Below are 17,386 nucleotides of genomic sequence, written 5' to 3' on the forward strand. Positions count from 1 at the left end.
TTTAGATGCTAGTTGCTCTATTGCCTGGGATGCTGTGCTAAAAAATAGCACTGAGCAAATCACAGAAGTGGCAATAATGCCAGTTCGTTTGAAGTTATTTTTCATCTGTAAACCATATTAAATTGTTATCAAAGTAAATTTGAAACATGTAAAAAAAACGGTGTATTGCTAAATGCTTATATCACCTCTAATGCTTCGCTTAATTTTTTTATGCCAATTACTTCCATCCCTTTTATTGGTTCTTTGGGCATGTTATTAAAGGGAACGATTGCGCGCTTAAAGCCATGTTTCGCTGCTTCATTGATACGCTCTTGGCCACTTGGTACCGGTCGAATTTCGCCAGAAAGGCCTACTTCGCCAAAAATTACCAAGTCTTGTGGTAACGCATTATCTTTAAAGCTTGAAACTAATGCAAGGATCAAGGCTAAATCAATACTCGTTTCAGTGACTTTAATACCCCCTACCACATTAACAAAAACATCTTGGTCATTGAGCTGTAACCCGCCATGTCGGTGTAATATGGCAAGCAGCATTGATAATCTGTTTTGGTCTGCACCCACGGCAACGCGGCGTGGATTCCCCAATGCTGAATGGTCGACTAAAGCTTGAATTTCAACTAATAAAGGCCGCGTACCTTCCCATAACACCATGACAACACTGCCGCCGGTTTGCTCTTCTGTTCTGCTTAAGAAAATAGCCGACGGGTTTTTCACTTCTTTTAAGCCAGAGCCCGTCATAGCAAACACACCTAACTCATTTACTGCGCCAAAGCGGTTTTTATTGCCTCGTAGCGTTCTATAGCGGGAATCTGTACTCCCTTCAAGCATGATAGAGCAATCAATACAATGTTCTAATACTTTAGGTCCTGCAAGTGAACCATCTTTTGTTACGTGCCCAACCAATAATATAGCAACATGATATTGTTTGGCAAACCGCGTCAAATAAGCGGCACTTTCCCTGACTTGTGACACACTACCAGGGGCAGATTGTATATCGCTCATGTGCATGACTTGAATAGAGTCGATAACGATAATTTTGGGTTGTTCTTTCAATGCAATATGGCAAATGTTTTCCACACTGGTTTCTGAAAGCATTTTTAATTTATCAGTAGGTAGAGCTAAGCGTTTAGCTCGCATGGCAACTTGCTGAAGTGACTCTTCACCTGTGATATATAGAGCAGGCATGTTAGTTGCCAAGGTACACATGGTTTGTAAAAGTAAGGTGCTTTTACCTGCGCCAGGTTCTCCGCCAATTAAAATAGCACTGCCTGGCACAATACCGCCACCAAGAACTCGGTCAAATTCGGCAAAGCCAGAAGAAAAGCGCGGTAAGTCAGCTAAGTCGATAGTGTCAAGTGTTTGTACTGTTGACTCATTTTGATGCGCTGCACCAAGCAAACCCTGCAAAGTTACCACCACGAGCGGGTAGCTTTGCTTGCCTGAATTCGGAAATAGTATTCCATGCTTTACAGTCAGTACATTGTCCTAGCCAACGTGAATACTCTGAGCCACAGTCAGTACAGACATAAGAGGCTTTAGCTTTTGCCATAGGTTTCCTTTATTATCTTTTTATTTTAGGTGCAAAAATTGCATTGTTATTTATAATAGTTGAATAAACGGCACCATTTACTTGTTTGATTAGCGATTAAATACAATAACTATATTTAAAGTGTTTAAATTGTGTAAATTATCATGCTATAAATGCTATATGATAGCGCATTAATACTTTATTCAAAAAATAAAGACAAAAATTATATTCCATGACCACAGATTTCTCAAAACATCAAAAAATAATTGATAGCTTTCGTGGCGAAGTAAATAAGCCAAGTTTTGATATTAAGTTTACGCAAAGCACTAAGCATATACCTAAAACAGAACGATTCTTATTAAAAATGGAATTGAAGCGGTTGGCGAGTGTTTGTTACCGGTGTATTGATTTACGAGGCTTGGTCGACGGCGAATGTAAAATATATGAACACAATGGGCAAAGTCATTTTATGGATGACATTGCCATTAGTGTATTTGAAGAGCAAGTTGAAATTCATAATGGATATACTTTTGGTGTTTATGAAGAATTAAAAAATACTAAAAACAATTTTCGGTTGATTTTCGAAAATGAAAAAAATCATATAGAGCAGGCTAAATCACCGAAAAAAATTATTGAGTCTGTTGATAAAACACAAGATAAAATTCAGTACCCTGTTGCTATATTTCCGCTCAATCAGTATCAAGATCGAATAGAAGAACGGATGAACTTTGTTTCTTCTTTAGAGGCAACATTAGAAAATAACCAAAAAAAATCCATTAGTAGTATTGATATCAGCGTACAAGGTATAAAATTTCGCATTAGCAGTAAAGATCCCTTGTATATAGATCAAAATATAACAATACACTTCAAAGGACTTGAGAGTGAGTTTCAGTTTTCCAAAGGCGAAATGTTTACATATCAGGTAAAAAACATTTATCGTGATGACAATACACAGTTAGTTGGCTGTCAACGCATAGTGGTTGGTGATAATGACCCATTTCAGCGATTTTTATCGGGCTATATTCAAGGGAATAAACGCCGCTATAAAATTAACTTAGAAAACACTATCTCAGCAGTGCAATCTAGAAGCTTTGAACAATATGTTTTACCGACCATCAATGAATTACCTATATATTTTGAGCGTGTTGGGGAGCGTATTCTCCCTCGTTACGTGTTAACAACCAATAACAATCATTCAGTTTTTCAATATTGGCAAGATGAAAATAATGAATCGAATCTTCATTTTTTAGTCAATGAAGCACGCATTGCCCGATTAATAAAAAAGTACAAGCAAGGTAAGTCGTTGCGGGTTTATAGTTTTGTACATCAGAATCAAGGTAAATTTTTCTTCTATAGTATTGATGAAGAACAGTTGCTTAAGACAAGTGATTTTTCTCCTTCATTTCTAACTTTTGCGGCGAAGAAGAGCTCATTTAAAGTTACAAAGTTAACTTATTATGATGTTAATACGTTAAATATACACTCTCCTTTTGCGTTGTCTGGCACCTTAGAAGCGAAAAAGCAGTTTATAAATTTACCACCGTCAGACGACGTAATTGACTGTATTAATTCGTTGCCTTTCGCTGTTGTGGCAACTGATATAACCCATAAAACCTCTGTCGAGCTATACCAAGAATTTTCAGATATTCAAATAGACGTAACTAAATTTAAGAAATTTGGTCATAAACGTTTAACTGATAAAGTTGTGGTTGATAGGTTAGGTGTCACTTATAAAAATCAACGGCAAGAGCCGAGATTCATTTATAGCACCCCCGTTTTGATGGAATCTAATGGTCTACAATGGCAAGGTAATTCGATTGATTTTTCTACATTAGGATTAAAGGCCGAAACAGAGAAATCAGTTACATTGTTTGTTGGTGATGTTGTTTATATAACCTTTCCTAACTTGCAAAAAATCACCTCATCTTATGAATTGAAAAAGTTACCTTATGAAGTGGTGAAAATTGATGATAAAAAAACGACCATTAACCTTCGGGTCTATGTTAAAGCGCATCAACATGTGGGGCGTTCATTCTTTAAGTTACTGATTGATAAAAATAAAAATAAATTAACTACTGATGAATATACATTTTTAGTGCCTGGTTTAGCCGAGGCATTGAGAACCAATTATGCTCAAAACTTACAAGTGCCAACGCTAATTGTTCAAACTAGTGGTAGTCGATATAAAATTGAAGCATTGGTTAGTAATGATAAGGGCAATGACTTTTTACAAAAACTGCATAGCTTAAGCGATAGAAAAAATTTCTATAACTTTTATCCGTTGCTGACTAAACTTTATAAGGATAACTTTCTTGAATCGTGTTTAAAACGTTTGCTCACCCATAAAGAACCTATAACTGAAATATTATATATATCAATGGGTAAGGATTTAAAAAACATAAAAACAAGTGTTAATGTTAAATCTGATAATGAATTAAATACACCAGAGTTAAGACGATTTTTTATAAGAAAAGCAATAACTAATGGCAGTTTTTTTAGTTTTCAGTTAAAAATATCGCGCACTAATAAGCCTGATATAGAATACTTAAATACTGAGCTAAGCTATATTAGTGCGTACGCTATTCATCGCAGTAAGCAGATAGAACAGGATATTTGGAGCGTTGTTGCGTCAGTTCAATATGTAGATATCACTGATGAAGTTTTATTTAGTCACGGGTTATAAAGTCTTTGCTAAGCTAACCAATGCAGTAAACAGTCTAACCCTTGATAATTAATGCTACTGTCGGCCTGGGCTAATACGATGGGTTTGGCATGAAATGCAACACCAAAGCCGGCCGCTGCCATCATGACTAGATCATTAGCACCATCACCCATAGCGACAGTTTGTGAAGCGGGGATATTATATTTTGATGCTAATAAGGCTAATGAGTCAGCTTTTACTTGTGCGTCGACAACATTGCCTATGACTTTTCCAGTTAATTTGCCATTTTTGATTTCCAAAACGTTCGCAAAAGCTGCATCTAGCGTTAACATGTCTTTAAGGTGGTCGGCAAAATATGTAAAACCGCCTGATGCGATAGCGATTCGCCAGTTGTGTCGTTTCAGCTCACTTATTAGCGTTTTTAAACCTGTCATTAACGGAATGTTTTTCGCTACATCAATAAGAATTTGTTCAGGTGCATTCTCTAGCGTAGCAACACGTTGATGTAAGCTCTGTGCAAAATCTAACTTACCTTGCATAGCTAACTCTGTTACAGCTGATACTTGCTCACCTACACCGGCTAATTTAGCAATTTCATCAATACATTCAATTTCAATGGTGGTTGAATCCATATCCATTACAAGTAAGCCGGGTTCATTAAGTTTTGGGGCATCTTGAATTAATGCTGCTTCTATTTTCTTGGCTAGGGTAAAGTCAGCAAGTGCTTTGCGAGCTTTGATGAAGTCTTCGCAGCTTATACAGAAACGGTAACTTGTTTGATTGTTTCGGGTGTTGATTGCGAGCAAAGCATCAATAGTTAAGTGGCATTTTTCTTGTAAGGTAAGTAAATTTTCTAATGATAAATCATCAAAAACCACTAACGTTTGTTGTGTCATGTGAACAGAGATATTTTCATCGATTGTTAGGTGTTCTTTATTTATCGTAAAACTAGCAGGAAAATTACTTGGAATAGGGTGTTGTTCAAAGTGATTTTTAAGTGATAAGGATAATATGTTAGCAGAAAATAATACATTAGTAGAAAAAGACACGTTAACTCTCTATTATAAGTGCATATATACCTGCACGTTTATGATGAATGAATATGATGAATAAATTAGAACAGCCTTTATACCCTAAAATATCGTCAATTTATAATAAAATTCTGCAATTAGTTAGTGCAATTTTGCTTATAGTCATGTTATTGGTCTTTTTAGTGGTTAATACAGAAAAAAACACTCAAGTGTTAGAAGAACATTTTGAGCATATTGCGGATAAATTCTTACAGCAAACAATTTCCGGTATTTCGATATTGTTAACTGCACATCAATCCTCAATCAGTGACAAAGAGCGAGAGGCTCAGTTGCAGTCTTATTTAAATAGAATTGCCGAGGCTGATTTTATTAAACAAGTTCATTTATATGATGAAACAGGCTTGCTCATGCTCAAGTCTGCCTATGGTGGTGAAGCAAGCTCCACAATTAAAATGCTTTATGGTATTGATGAAAGTTTAAAAACTTTGAATAAAAGTAATCAATATGTGCCGTTTATTAAAGAAATCCGTCATGAAAAATTATTAGGGTATGTTCGAATAACTATCGAAAAATCTTATCTAACATCAGAATTGGCTAAGAATAATCGTGATAGTCAGACGTCTTATCGTTTATTATTTATTGTTGCGGGTTTAATTGGTTTTTTATTGACCCGAGGTTTTAACCGCTTCAGTCGACAAGGTTATAGAGCACCCGCAATATTGCCATTAGCTAAAAAATAACTGCTCTACATTTTGTTCTATTTGTTTGGCAATGATCTCGTCAGATTCACTTCTTAGAGCAACTAATGTCTTAAATACCGAGATTAAGTTTAGTGGTGAATTGTGCGTGCCTTGCATACCCATGAGTGGCATGGCCGGGGCGTCAGTTTCTAATAACAAGTGGATAATGGTAGCTGTTTGATCGCAGTTATCGTTTTATTTGCTCTAGGGTATGTGATGGTGCCGCCAACACCTAATTTAAACCCTAAATCAACATAGGCTTTAGCTTGTTGATAACTGCCAGAAAATGCGTGAATAACACCAGATTTATTCAACTTATAGTGTTTTAATAAGGGTAATATTAATGCATGAGATTGGCTATGGTGCACAATAACCGGCAAATCGTTTTCTTGAGCAATAGCTAACTGCATTGAAAAAAAATCTTGTTGTAATGTGATATTTGCTTTGAGTGTTTGTTCATTTGGCGCGTGTTTCTTCGCTTTTAATACATCAATACCACATTCACCTATAGCGATATTTTTTTTGCTTTTTAGGTTGTTATTGTCGTTGGTTTGTTTGTTTACTTTTACAGCTTGTTTTAGTTGCTGTTCTTGAAAGGTTACGTCATAAATTTTCTCTGAACACTGAGTTTGGTGTTCTTGTAGGATAACAAACCAAGGATGGATACCTAAGCCGTAGGCAATATCAATAGGGTGATTTTGTTTTGCTAAAGTTAACACTCTTTGCCAGTGTTCAGGGTTAACACTAGGTACAATAATTCGGTGAATTTTTTGCGTTTGGCATTGTATTAGTAACTCGGCAATATTTTTGCTGAATTCAGGGAAATCAAGGTGACAATGGCTGTCGGTAAATTGCATCACTGTCTCCTAGTAAATAGGTTATGAAGCGTATTGAGTTACTTATAACAAAAACGTAGACACATGTGAAGTGTCTACGTTTTTATCTCGCCACTCAAATTTATCTTTCTTGTCTATCCATTAACCTATAAATTTTCTCGCGTTACGGAACATGCGAACCCAAGGTGAATCTTCACCCCAATTATCTGGGTGCCACGAGTTGGCAACCGTTCTAAATACGCGTTCAGGATGAGGCATCATTATTGTTACACGACCATCAGTTGTCGTTAGTGAGGTGATACCATCGACAGAGCCATTAGGGTTAGCGGATAAGTTTCAGTAACATCGCCATAGTTATTAATATAGCGCATTGATACGGTTCCTGAATTATTTGCTGCATCTATCGCTTCATCTGAGCTAAATTCAGTACGACCCTCACCATGCGACACTGCGATAGGCATAATCGAACCGCCCATACCGTTAAATAATACAGAAGGGCTTTCTTGAATTTCCACTAAAGAAAATCTTGCTTCAAAACGCTCTGACTTATTTTGTACAAAACGTGGCCAAGCTTCACTACCTGGAATAATTTCTTTTAAATTAGACATCATTTGGCAGCCATTACAAACACCTAAGGAGAACGTGTCTTCACGTTCAAAGAAGGCCTTAAACATGGCTTTAGCATTTTTATTGAATAAGATTGATTTTGCCCAACCTTCACCTGCGCCTAATACATCACCATAAGAGAAACCACCACAAGCGACTAAACCGTTAAAGTTTGCCAAGTCGGTGCGACCCGCTAAAATATCAGACATATGCACGTCAATAGCTACAAATCCTGCTCTATCAAAAGCTGCCGCCATTTCAACATGAGAGTTAACACCTTGCTCACGTAAAATAGCAACACGTGGATTCGTGTTGTTTTCTGCATCGTTTACAATGAGATCTGCAACAATATCTTCATTGATATCAAAGGTTAGATTTGCTTGTAAACCTGGATCTTCGGTGTCAAATTTAACATCATGCTCTTCTTGTGCACATGCAGGATTATCACGTAGGGACTGCATCTTGTATGTAGTTTGTGCCCATGTTGTGCGGTAATAGGTACGAGAGTTTTCAAGCACTACATTACCATCTCTGCTAAAACGAATCGTGTCTTCGTTATTTAGACAGCCAATATCAGTACAACAATCTAAAATGTTATGTTGTGCCAGTATTACATTGATTGCATCAACATCACTTTCACGAATTTGAATAACTGCACCAAGTTCTTCATTAAACAGTACAGGTACGTCATCACCCGTTAATTTAGATAGATCAATATCAACACCGGTATGACCTGCAAAGGCCATTTCACATGTTGTGGTAAATAAACCACCGTCTGAAATATCGTGATAAGCGATAAGTTTTTCATCACGTACCAGTACTTGCATAGCATTGAAAAAGCCTTTTAATGTTTCAGGACAATCAACATCAGGTGTTTCATTACCCAGTTTTTTGTAAACTTGCGCTAAACATGAGCCACCTAGGCGGTTTTTACCTCGTGATAGATCAATAGCAATTAGGCGTGTATCACCTAAATCAGTACGTAATTCAGGTGTCACTGTTTTACGAATATCTTCCACAACACCAAAAGCGGTTATGATTAAAGACATGGGCGAAGTGACTGATTTCTGCTCGCCGTTTTCATCCCATTGAGTACGCATAGACATTGAGTCTTTACCTACGGGAATGGTTAATCCTAACGCAGGACAAAGTTCTTCGCCAATCGCTTTTACAGCTTCATAAAGACCGGCGTCTTCACCAGGATGCCCTGTGGTGACATCCAGTTGGCAGAAAGTTTAATACGGTTTAACCTATCACCATCAGTACAAGAATATCAGTACCAAGAATATTCATTAATGACTCTGCCACGGCTAAACGAGCAGAAGCACCAAAGTTTAACAAAGCAACAGGTGTACGTTCACCAAGTGACATCGCTTCACCATGGTAAGAATCAAGGGCTGAAGCAGTTACACCACAGTCGGCTACAGGTACTTGCCATGGGCCAACCATTTGATCGCGATTAACCATACCCGTTACTGAACGGTCACCAATAGTAATTAAAAAGGTTTTTTCAGCAACAGTAGGTAAAGATAAAATACGCTGTGCTGCTTCTGTTAATGTAATATTAGCTAGAGGCAACTCATCCCCCGTTGCTTTTTTTGATTCAACATTTTTAAATATTTTTGGCGTTTTACCTAATAAAACATTTAGTGGTAAATCTATAGGGGTATTCAAAGCTTCATCATCAGCAAAATGTTTGTCGGTAACGGTTAAGTGCTCTTCTTCTGTTGCACGCCCAACCACAGCAAATGGCGCTCGCTCGCGTTCACAAATTTGCGTGAATTGGGCTAGCTGTTCATCTGATACCGCGAGTACATAACGCTCTTGAGATTCGTTACACCATATTTCATGGGGTGCCATGCTACGTTCGTCATTAGGCACATTGCGAAGTTCAAATACACCCCCACGGCCACCATCAGAAACCGGCTCAGGGAAAGCATTAGATAAGCCGCCGCCGCCTACATCATGAATAAATAAAATGGGATTTGCGTCGCCTAACTGCCAACATTTATCGATAACTTCCTGACAACGACGCTCCATTTCAGGGTTTTCACGTTGTACTGATGCAAAGTCTAAATTTTCAGCTGATTGACCAGAAGCCATGGATGAAGCAGCACCGCCGCCTAAACCAATGTTCATGGCTGGACCACCTAAGGCAATAAGATTTGCGCCTACAACAATGTCGCCTTTTTGTACGTGTTCATCACGAATATTACCTAAGCCACCCGCAAGCATAATAGGTTTGTGGTAACCTCGAACTTCAGTACCATTAAAAGAATTAACTTCTTCTTCATAAGTACGGAAATAACCTAAAATAGCAGGGCGACCAAATTCATTGTTAAATGCAGCACCACCTAAAGGACCTTCCATCATAATGTCTAAGGCTGACACTATGCGACTTGGCTTACCAAAGTCTGTTTCCCATGGCTGTTCGAACTGTGGAATACGTAAATTTGACACTGAAAAACCAACTAAGCCGACTTTAGGTTTAGAGCCAACACCTGTTGCCCCTTCGTCACGTATCTCACCACCACTACCTGTAGCTGCTCCTGGGTATGGTGAAATAGCGGTAGGGTGATTATGCGTTTCTACTTTCATTAATATTTGAATGTCTTCATGGTTATAACCATACACATTCGTTTCTGGATTAGGGAAGAAGCGACCCCCTTTATTACCAACCATCACCGCCGCATTATCTTTATAAGCACTCAAAACATAATCAGGATTAGTTTCATGCGTATTACGGATCATTTTAAATAATGATTTAGGTTGCTTCACACCGTCGATAGTCCAATCTGCATTGAATATTTTATGACGACAATGTTCAGAGTTTGCCTGTGCAAACATGTAAAGTTCAATATCGTGTGGATTACGACCTAATTTACTGAAGTTTTCAAATAAGTAATTAACTTCATCTTCCGCTAAGGCCAAACCTAATTCAATATTTGCCTGTACTAGGGCATTTTTTCCACCGTTTTCAATATCGATAGATGTTAATTTGCCCGGCTCTGCACTAACAAATAATTTCGCGGCATCATCAAAGTTTGGTAAAAACGCTTTCCATCATGCGGTCATGTAATAAACCAGTTACTTGAGTCAATTGTTCGTTTGTTAACGTAACATCATTTTCAAGGGTAATATAATAAGCCATTCCGCGCTCTAAGCGTTCAACTTTACTTAAACCACAGTTATGGGCAATATCCGTTGATTTAGATGACCAAGGCGAAATTGTACCTGGTCGAGGTGTTACTAGTATGAATATGCCTTCAGGTGAATGCTCTTCAATTGTTGGTCCATACGTTAATAATTGTTGTAAAACATTTTCTTCATCAGCAGTTAACGCTTCATTGAGTTGAGAAAAATGAGCAAATTCAGCATAAATATCAATTACAGGCAATGCTAAAGATGCGCATTGAGTTATTAGCTTTTGTATTCTAAATTCAGAAAGTCTTTGGAGCGCCGCGAAGGTTTTTAATTAACGTTGTCTTAGGCATCGTCATAGAGTAATCACCAGGTTTGTTTAGGGGTTTGGTTAAGTTGTTTTAGTGCTTTTTTCAGTTTTTCTCAATATTGTTACAATATATCGCCATCAAGTGTAACACTAAAATTTCGCGCGTATTATATACTTAAGTGATTTCGAAATATAGTTTTGAGTTTGAATAATAAAAGGGTTTTGAAGGGTTTTTAAGTGCGGAGAATAGTGCGTTATAAATTCAAATTAAAGCAACGTGATTGAATAAAAATAAACTTTAAAAAAAGAGCTTGGCTAACAAGCGAATACACGACACAATTGAGCCATGAAATTTATATGTATTTATCAACAAAAGAGGTTTGTTATTAAGAAGTATCTTATAACGATCCTGTTTCTTTCTGCGCTTTTTTCCTGTGATGAAAAAAGTCAGCAGGCTAGCTTTACTCGCATAATTGAGCGTGGGTATGTTAGTGTTGGTACATTGTATGCGGCGAACAGCTTCTATGCTCAAGGCAATGATCTTGCAAATAATGATATGCACTCAAATGCTTATGCAGGCTTTGAATATGAATTGGCAAAGAAATATGCTGATTATCTTAATGTTGAATTAAAAATAATACCGAGTTATTCCCTTGATGAACTTTTTATCAAACTCAATACCGGAGAAGTCGACGTACTCGCAGCAGGCTTGTCAGTAACGGATAAACGTTTGTCACGGTTCGATTTTGCTCCAAGCTATGCAGAAGTCAGCCAAAAGCTTGTGTTCAAGCAGGGTAATATAAGACCGAGAGAAATTAGCGATTTGTCTGGTAATTTAATGGTGACAGCTAGTTCAAGTCATGCAGAAATGCTAACGGTACTTAAGCAAGTTAATCCGACGCTTAACTGGATTGAAACCGCTGAATTTGATCGTGAAGAACTGTTAGCTAAGTTACTTAACGATGAAATAGATTATACCATAGTTGATAGTAATACCTTGGCCATAAATCGTCGCTATTACCCTGAGATTAGTGTTGGTTTTACAATTAACAATGCAGAACCTTTAGCATGGATGGTGAGTAAAGACAGCGATGACGCAATATTGGGTAGTTTAGTGGAATTTTTTGGTCAAGTGCATCACGATGGAACATTGTTAGCTCTCGATGATAAGTATTATGGTCATATAGAAGAATTTAATTATGTGGAAACACGTACTTTTATTAGAGCTGTTGAAACTAAGTTACCTCAATATCGGGCTATGTTTGAAAAATACAGTCAAGAAATTGATTGGCGATTATTAGCGGCTATAAGCTATCAAGAGTCTCATTGGAAGCCTCATGCCCGTTCTCATACTGGCGTTAGAGGTATGATGATGCTGACGTTAGCAACAGCCAAGCAGATGGGTATTCAGAGTCGTTTAGATGCGGAGCAAAGTATTAGAGGGGGTAGTAAATACTTTAGACGCATGATAGATAAAATGCCGGATAGGATCCCAAATCCAGATCGTGTTTGGTTTGCCTTAGCTTCTTATAATGTCGGGTTTGGTCATTTAAATGATGCACGCATTATCACACAACAGCAAGGTGGTGACCCTGATCGTTGGGTTGACGTTAAAACACGCCTACCATTATTACAACAAAAGAAATATTATAAAAAGACAAAATATGGTTATGCGCGTGGATCTGAACCCGTTGACTATGTTGAAAATATTCGTAGGTATTACGATACACTAACTTGGCTTGATGCTAAGTCAAAAGAGCCGCTCCAAGATACCGAGGAAGAAACAGAGCTAGCTGTTTTAGATGTCACAGAATAAATTTGATCAACTCGTTATTGAAATAAATGCCTTGTATTTGGCAATTGTTTCTACGTACAAACTAGATCACTTAATTAATGAAATTGGTATTATTTATCTTTTGTCATATGAACGTCATATTCATCCTTAATAATAAAATGAAATTAACGTTAACCAAGTAATAAAAGAGAGAATACTATGAAGATAAGAAGACAAGTATCAGGAACAGCAAGAAAGAAACATTTAAAAGTTCAACATCATAAAGTTAACTCACGTCGTCAGTTTTTCTTTAACCAAGAAATTAATGAAGAGACTAGTCAAAAAGATAGTCAAGAATTGTTAGCTCAAATAAAGACGAATTGATGATTCGGGTTTATTTCCTCACGTGTTAAGCTGAGATTTCTTAGCCATTTTTTTTTCATTTCGTCTACGTTTAAAAAACCCCGATAGCAATTTACTACATTGATCGCCCATAATCCCACTGTCGACTATTATTTGATGATTAAGCTGAGTAGAACTCACCAAATTAAAAGCGCTTCCTGCAGCACCCGTTTTTAAGTCAGCACTCGCGTAAACAAGCCGTTTTATTCTACTATGTACCAAAAGGCCTGCACACATAGGGCAGGGTTCAAGCGTGACGTATAAGGTACAGTCTATTAATCTATAATTGTTAAGCTGTTGCCCTTGACTTGTCGAATTGCAAGCATCTCTGCATGGGCTGAAGGATCATTGTTCAGAATTGATTGATTATATCCTTCCCCGATAATTTTTCCTTGGTAAACAACGACAGCCCCAACAGGTATTTCATCAATATTCTCGGCCTTCTGGGCTAATTCATAGGCCCGTTGCATAAAATAGTGATCGTTTTTTTCATCAAGGGTTATCATTATAAAAAAAGTGCCAATAAATCATTTAGGTAACGATGACCTAAGGGGGTTACTTGCCAAGTTTCAGGAATCTCGGAATTATCAAGGTGCTCCATTAATGCTTTATTTTTTGCTTGTTGCAGTATTGGTAAAATAGTGTTCGATGCTAAACCTGTACGTTGTTGATAATCGCTTAAAGTGAAACTTGAAAAGAGTCTTAATTGATTCATCATAAATTCAAATGGTAATTCATCACTTGTTACAGTAGTTAAGTGATCTAAGGGATCTCGACTTTGATCTAAGTATCCTTTTGGGTGTTTAACTTTAACTGTTCGTTGAATTATGCCTGTTGAATTATTGGAAATTTTACCATGCGCACCACAGCCTATGCCAAGGTAATCACCAAAACGCCAGTAGTTTAGATTATGTTGACATTGGGTGTTATTTTGCTGTGGTTGCTCGGTATTGGTTAAACTAAACGCAGATATTTCATACTGCTGATAACTTGACCTTTGCGAGCAATTCAAAGCCTTGGTCTTGAATATTCCATAAAATTTCGTCTCGTGGAAGTTTCGGTGGTTTCGAATGAAATGCGGTATTGGGTTCGATAGTAAGCTGATACCAAGAGAGGTGATCGGGTTTAAGACTAATAGCAGTTCTTAAATCATCTAACGCATTTTCAATACTTTGATTTGGTAAGCCATGCATTAAATCAATATTAAAGCTTTTTACCCCTGAATTTTTGGCTAATTGTGCCGCTTGTTTTGCTTGGTTAACATTGTGAATTCGACCAAGTTTTATCAGCTTTTCTGATTCAAAACTTTGTACACCAATAGATAAACGAGTAACGCCCGCTTTAGCAAAACCTATAAATTTGTCTGCCTCTACCGTACCAGGATTGGCTTCAAGGGTTATTTCAATAGAATTGTTTGGTGAGGCGTTATTTGAAAACCGTGATAAAACTTGATCAAGTAATTTTTCAATTGCTTCAGGTGAAAATAAGCTCGGTGTACCACCACCAATAAAAATGGAATACAGTGATCTGTCTTGTAAATTAAAGCGAGCAATATCCGCATCTAAATCTGCTATTAATGCTTGTACATAATCTTGTTCAGGAACTTTTGCTTTTAGTGCATGAGAATTAAAATCGCAATATGGACACTTTTCTACACACCAAGGTATGTGAATATATAAAGAAAGTGGGGGGTGGATAACAAGTTAGTACTCACTATAAATTGATAAGTATTGAATTTTAAATAGGTTCTTTTGCTAACTGTTTCACCAGTTGTGCTAAAGCCTGGCCGCGATGGCTTAACCTATTTTTTATATTACGTGGTAATTGTGCTGAAGATAATTGTAAATCTTTTTGCCAAAAAACAGGATCATATCCAAAACCTTGTTCTCCACGTTTTTCTCGGCTAATACTGCCTTCCCAAACACCATGACAAATTATTGGAGTCGGATCATTTTCATGTTTCATGTAAACCAAAACACAATGAAAACGAGCTTTGCGTTGATCATCAGGTGTATTCTCTAATGCTTTAAGTAGCTTATTTGTGTTGTCCTCATCAGTGACTTGTTCGCCCACAATATCAAAGGCATAACGAGCAGAATATACGCCGGGTGCCCCCTGTAGAGCATCAACTTCTAAACCCGAGTCATCCGCAATGGCAGGCAGCCCTGTCAATTTAGCGGCATGGCGTGCTTTAATTATGGCATTTTCTACAAAGGTTGTGCCTGTTTCAGCCACATCAGGCACATTAAAATTACTTTGCGGAACAATTTCTATTTGATGTTCGGCTAACAAACTAGCCAATTCTTTTACTTTACCTTGATTGCCTGTGGCTAATACTATTTTAGACATGACATAAATCCTGCACCTTAGGTGGCATTAAATTGTTTTAATCGACATAAAATTTTTGTGAAAATTTTAACGTTTGCTGTTCTTTGCCGTCGGTTATTTCTAGGGTAAAGTGCAGTGTTTCTTCATCGGTGTAACTTACCTGTGCCAAATAATAGATAGCATCACCTTCTTTGACTTCAGTGAATTCTAGATTTTTAAATTGACCTAAGTTATTTTTTGCTTGGCCGTTAATGCTGATTGTTTTGGTGGGTTACCTGGCTTGGTATTATCAAGCACTGAAATATTAACGAGTCCATTATAACGGCTACGGGTAATTCCATACGCTTTAGCTATTTCTGGTGTGAAAAAAGTTGAGCCAATTGCCATGTAATGTACATTCATTGAACCCAATTTTTTCATGTTTTCTGCGCTAGCATACGTCATAGTAAATATGCTGATGGCTAGTAAGAGTTTTACGATTAAATTAGTCATAGTCTCTCCGGATTACTGTGTTTTTTAGGTGAATTATCTTCAGTTAATGATCTTCAATTAACTATCTTAGGCCGAGTCTATATTTTAGCATGACTAATCTTTATAGCGCAGACCAGTATGGTAATGAGCTAGAGAGTAGAATATTAATTACATTCATTATTAAAAAAGCAACGATCATTGATAAATCTAGTCCCCCTAGATTAGGAATTATACGCCTAATAGGATTCAAAAATGGTTCTGTTAATTGGTAGAATATCGCTAATGTTGGATTGTAACCTTGCACAACCCGACTCATAACGGCCATGATAATCATGATCATAAACAATAAAAATCCGCTTGTTTTATTAATACTAACAATCCAATGTAAAAGGCTAATGCCCCTAAATTTTCGCCCGCTAAAGCGGCCAAAGTAAAAAATTTTAACGTGGCTATAAGATAGGCCGCTAACATTGTGGCTAAATCTAAGCCACCCAAACCGGGAATAACACGGCGTAAAGGAACAACTTGACGGGTTACTCACTTTTACAATGAATTGACTTAAGGGGTTATAAAAATCAGCTTTAACCCATTGTAACCAAAACCTCACGATGAGAATCATTAACAGGGCATCGAATGCGAATCTTACCAAATATAATATTGCTTCCATCATTCCTCCAAAAACTTAAACTATGTTCGAAACTCGAAACTCGAAACTCGAAACTCGAAACTCGAAACGCTACTTACCTTGCGCCATTGCTTCGGCACGGGCGATAGCAGCATTCATCGCATTACTGACCATTTGATCGATACCGTCATGTCTAAATTGCTCAAGAGCCGCAAAAGTGGTACCGCCTTTTGAAGTAACGTTTTCTCGCAGAGTACTTATTGCTGCGGTGTTATGTTCAACCATTTGTGCCGCACCTAGCGCAGTTTGTTGTACTAACATTCTACTTTCTTCTGCACTAAAGCCTAATGATTGCGCATGTTTTTCCATCGCTTCCATAAATAAGAAAAAGTAAGCAGGGGCTGAACCGGCAACAGCAATGACATCGTTAATTTTATCTTCGGTCGCTAACCAAATAACTTTGCCCACCGCAGACATTAACTTATCACTTGCCGCTTTTTGTTCGCCGGTTACTTCTTTTGAAGCAAACATTCCGCTCATGCCTAAACCTAATTGTGAAGGGGTATTTGGCATCACGCGAACAAGAGCGGCATTACAATCAAGCGCTTCTTGAATTTGATTAACTGTTGTTCCGGCAGCGACTGAAATGAATAGCTTAGCGGAAATATCAAGCGACTTTGATAATTGCCGGCATACATCACAGATAAAATGTGGTTTTACGCATAATACAATAATGTCGGCAAAATTTGCTGCTTCAATATTATCACTTGTTTGCTGCACACCAAATTCATTGGCTAGCTGTATTCTTTTTTCTGGTGATGGGTTAGCTACAATAATATTTTTTGCCGCAACGCCTGAATTAACTAAGCCTATAATAATTGCGCGTGCCATATTACCTGCGCCAATAAATGCTATTTTTTTCATGAAGATTAT

The 17,386-nt window shown here is 37.4% G+C and carries 9 protein-coding genes and 6 pseudogenes; 5 read left to right on the top strand and 10 right to left on the bottom strand.

The features are described 5' to 3' along the window. Positions 1 to 176: 176 nt before the first annotated feature. Positions 177 to 1,548 (bottom strand): annotated as a pseudogene (gene radA / locus L3081_RS07725) (DNA repair protein RadA). Between the two features lie 211 nt (positions 1,549 to 1,759). On the opposite strand from radA, the gene L3081_RS07730 reads away from it, so the two are divergent. Next, positions 1,760 to 4,210 (top strand): PilZ domain-containing protein, encoded by a 2,451-nt coding sequence (locus L3081_RS07730; RefSeq protein WP_242284689.1) that lies wholly within the window; start codon positions 1,760 to 1,762, stop codon positions 4,208 to 4,210. Between the two features lie 8 nt (positions 4,211 to 4,218). On the opposite strand, the gene serB is transcribed toward L3081_RS07730, so the two are convergent. Continuing rightward, positions 4,219 to 5,238 carry a phosphoserine phosphatase SerB gene (gene serB, locus L3081_RS07735; protein WP_242284691.1) on the bottom strand — a complete coding sequence of 340 codons (1,020 nt, stop codon included), beginning with the start codon at positions 5,236 to 5,238 and terminating at the stop codon, positions 4,219 to 4,221. A 53-nt stretch (positions 5,239 to 5,291) separates the two neighbouring features. Between serB and L3081_RS07740 the strand changes: the two genes are divergently transcribed. Then, positions 5,292 to 5,960, top strand: a complete 669-nt coding sequence (locus L3081_RS07740) for an AhpA/YtjB family protein (RefSeq protein WP_242284693.1) — start codon at positions 5,292 to 5,294, stop codon at positions 5,958 to 5,960. Here the strand turns inward: L3081_RS07740 and L3081_RS07745 are convergent. Both L3081_RS07745 and purL read right to left on the bottom strand, forming a co-directional pair. Continuing rightward, positions 5,946 to 6,817 (bottom strand): annotated as a pseudogene (locus L3081_RS07745) (TatD family hydrolase). The gene L3081_RS07740 and the pseudogene L3081_RS07745 overlap by 15 nt on opposite strands. Positions 6,818 to 6,937: 120 nt before the next feature. After that, positions 6,938 to 10,878: pseudogene (gene purL / locus L3081_RS07750) on the bottom strand (phosphoribosylformylglycinamidine synthase). Positions 10,879 to 11,199: 321 nt separating this feature from the next. On the opposite strand from purL, the gene mltF reads away from it, so the two are divergent. From mltF to L3081_RS07765, 3 genes are read left to right on the top strand one after another with little or no spacing between them, the layout of a single operon-like run. Continuing rightward, the gene (gene mltF / locus L3081_RS07755) at positions 11,200 to 12,669 is read left to right on the top strand and encodes a membrane-bound lytic murein transglycosylase MltF (protein ID WP_242284695.1); all 1,470 of its coding nucleotides are present in this window, start codon (positions 11,200 to 11,202) and stop codon (positions 12,667 to 12,669) included. Beyond that, complete coding sequence (locus tag L3081_RS07760; RefSeq protein WP_242284696.1) at positions 12,656 to 12,799, top strand: hypothetical protein; 144 nt, start codon at positions 12,656 to 12,658, stop codon at positions 12,797 to 12,799. Before mltF ends, L3081_RS07760 begins: the two co-directional genes overlap by 14 nt. A gap of 47 nt (positions 12,800 to 12,846) precedes the next feature. After that, positions 12,847 to 13,011, top strand: a complete 165-nt coding sequence (locus tag L3081_RS07765) for a hypothetical protein (RefSeq protein ID WP_242284697.1) — start codon at positions 12,847 to 12,849, stop codon at positions 13,009 to 13,011. 18 nt (positions 13,012 to 13,029) lie between these two features. On the opposite strand, the pseudogene tadA reads toward L3081_RS07765, so the two are convergent. The 6 genes and pseudogenes from tadA to proC all read right to left on the bottom strand — a co-directional run bounded on the left by tadA (position 13,030) and on the right by proC (position 17,377). Beyond that, a pseudogene (gene tadA, locus L3081_RS07770) lies at positions 13,030 to 13,535 on the bottom strand (tRNA adenosine(34) deaminase TadA). Next, a pseudogene (hemW, locus tag L3081_RS07775) lies at positions 13,535 to 14,726 on the bottom strand (radical SAM family heme chaperone HemW). Before hemW ends, tadA begins: the two co-directional pseudogenes overlap by 1 nt. Positions 14,727 to 14,766: 40 nt before the next feature. Continuing rightward, positions 14,767 to 15,378 (bottom strand): RdgB/HAM1 family non-canonical purine NTP pyrophosphatase, encoded by a 612-nt coding sequence (gene rdgB, locus L3081_RS07780; protein ID WP_242284698.1) that lies wholly within the window; start codon positions 15,376 to 15,378, stop codon positions 14,767 to 14,769. Between the two features lie 37 nt (positions 15,379 to 15,415). Then, positions 15,416 to 15,849, bottom strand: a pseudogene (locus L3081_RS28980) (DUF4426 domain-containing protein). 100 nt (positions 15,850 to 15,949) lie between these two features. Further along, positions 15,950 to 16,498 (bottom strand): YggT family protein, encoded by a 549-nt coding sequence (locus L3081_RS28090; RefSeq protein WP_338027167.1) that lies wholly within the window; start codon positions 16,496 to 16,498, stop codon positions 15,950 to 15,952. Positions 16,499 to 16,564: 66 nt separating this feature from the next. Further along, positions 16,565 to 17,377, bottom strand: coding sequence for a pyrroline-5-carboxylate reductase (gene proC, locus L3081_RS07805; protein WP_274620366.1), 813 nt, complete (start codon positions 17,375 to 17,377; stop codon positions 16,565 to 16,567). Between the last annotated feature and the right edge of the window lie 9 nt (positions 17,378 to 17,386).

Origin of the sequence: Colwellia maritima, assembly GCF_022669015.1 — a bacterium.
Taxonomy (GTDB): Bacteria; Pseudomonadota; Gammaproteobacteria; order Enterobacterales; family Alteromonadaceae; genus Colwellia; species Colwellia maritima.

Coding starts and splice junctions, on each gene's coding strand:
- proC (WP_274620366.1), bottom strand. CDS start 17,377: ATGAAAAAAATAGCATTTATTGGCGCAGGTAATATGGCACGCGCAATT.
- L3081_RS07760 (WP_242284696.1), top strand. CDS start 12,656: ATGTCACAGAATAAATTTGATCAACTCGTTATTGAAATAAATGCCTTG.
- L3081_RS07730 (WP_242284689.1), top strand. CDS start 1,760: ATGACCACAGATTTCTCAAAACATCAAAAAATAATTGATAGCTTTCGT.
- rdgB (WP_242284698.1), bottom strand. CDS start 15,378: ATGTCTAAAATAGTATTAGCCACAGGCAATCAAGGTAAAGTAAAAGAA.
- L3081_RS07765 (WP_242284697.1), top strand. CDS start 12,847: ATGAAGATAAGAAGACAAGTATCAGGAACAGCAAGAAAGAAACATTTA.
- L3081_RS07740 (WP_242284693.1), top strand. CDS start 5,292: ATGATGAATAAATTAGAACAGCCTTTATACCCTAAAATATCGTCAATT.
- L3081_RS28090 (WP_338027167.1), bottom strand. CDS start 16,498: ATGATGGAAGCAATATTATATTTGGTAAGATTCGCATTCGATGCCCTG.
- mltF (WP_242284695.1), top strand. CDS start 11,200: ATGAAATTTATATGTATTTATCAACAAAAGAGGTTTGTTATTAAGAAG.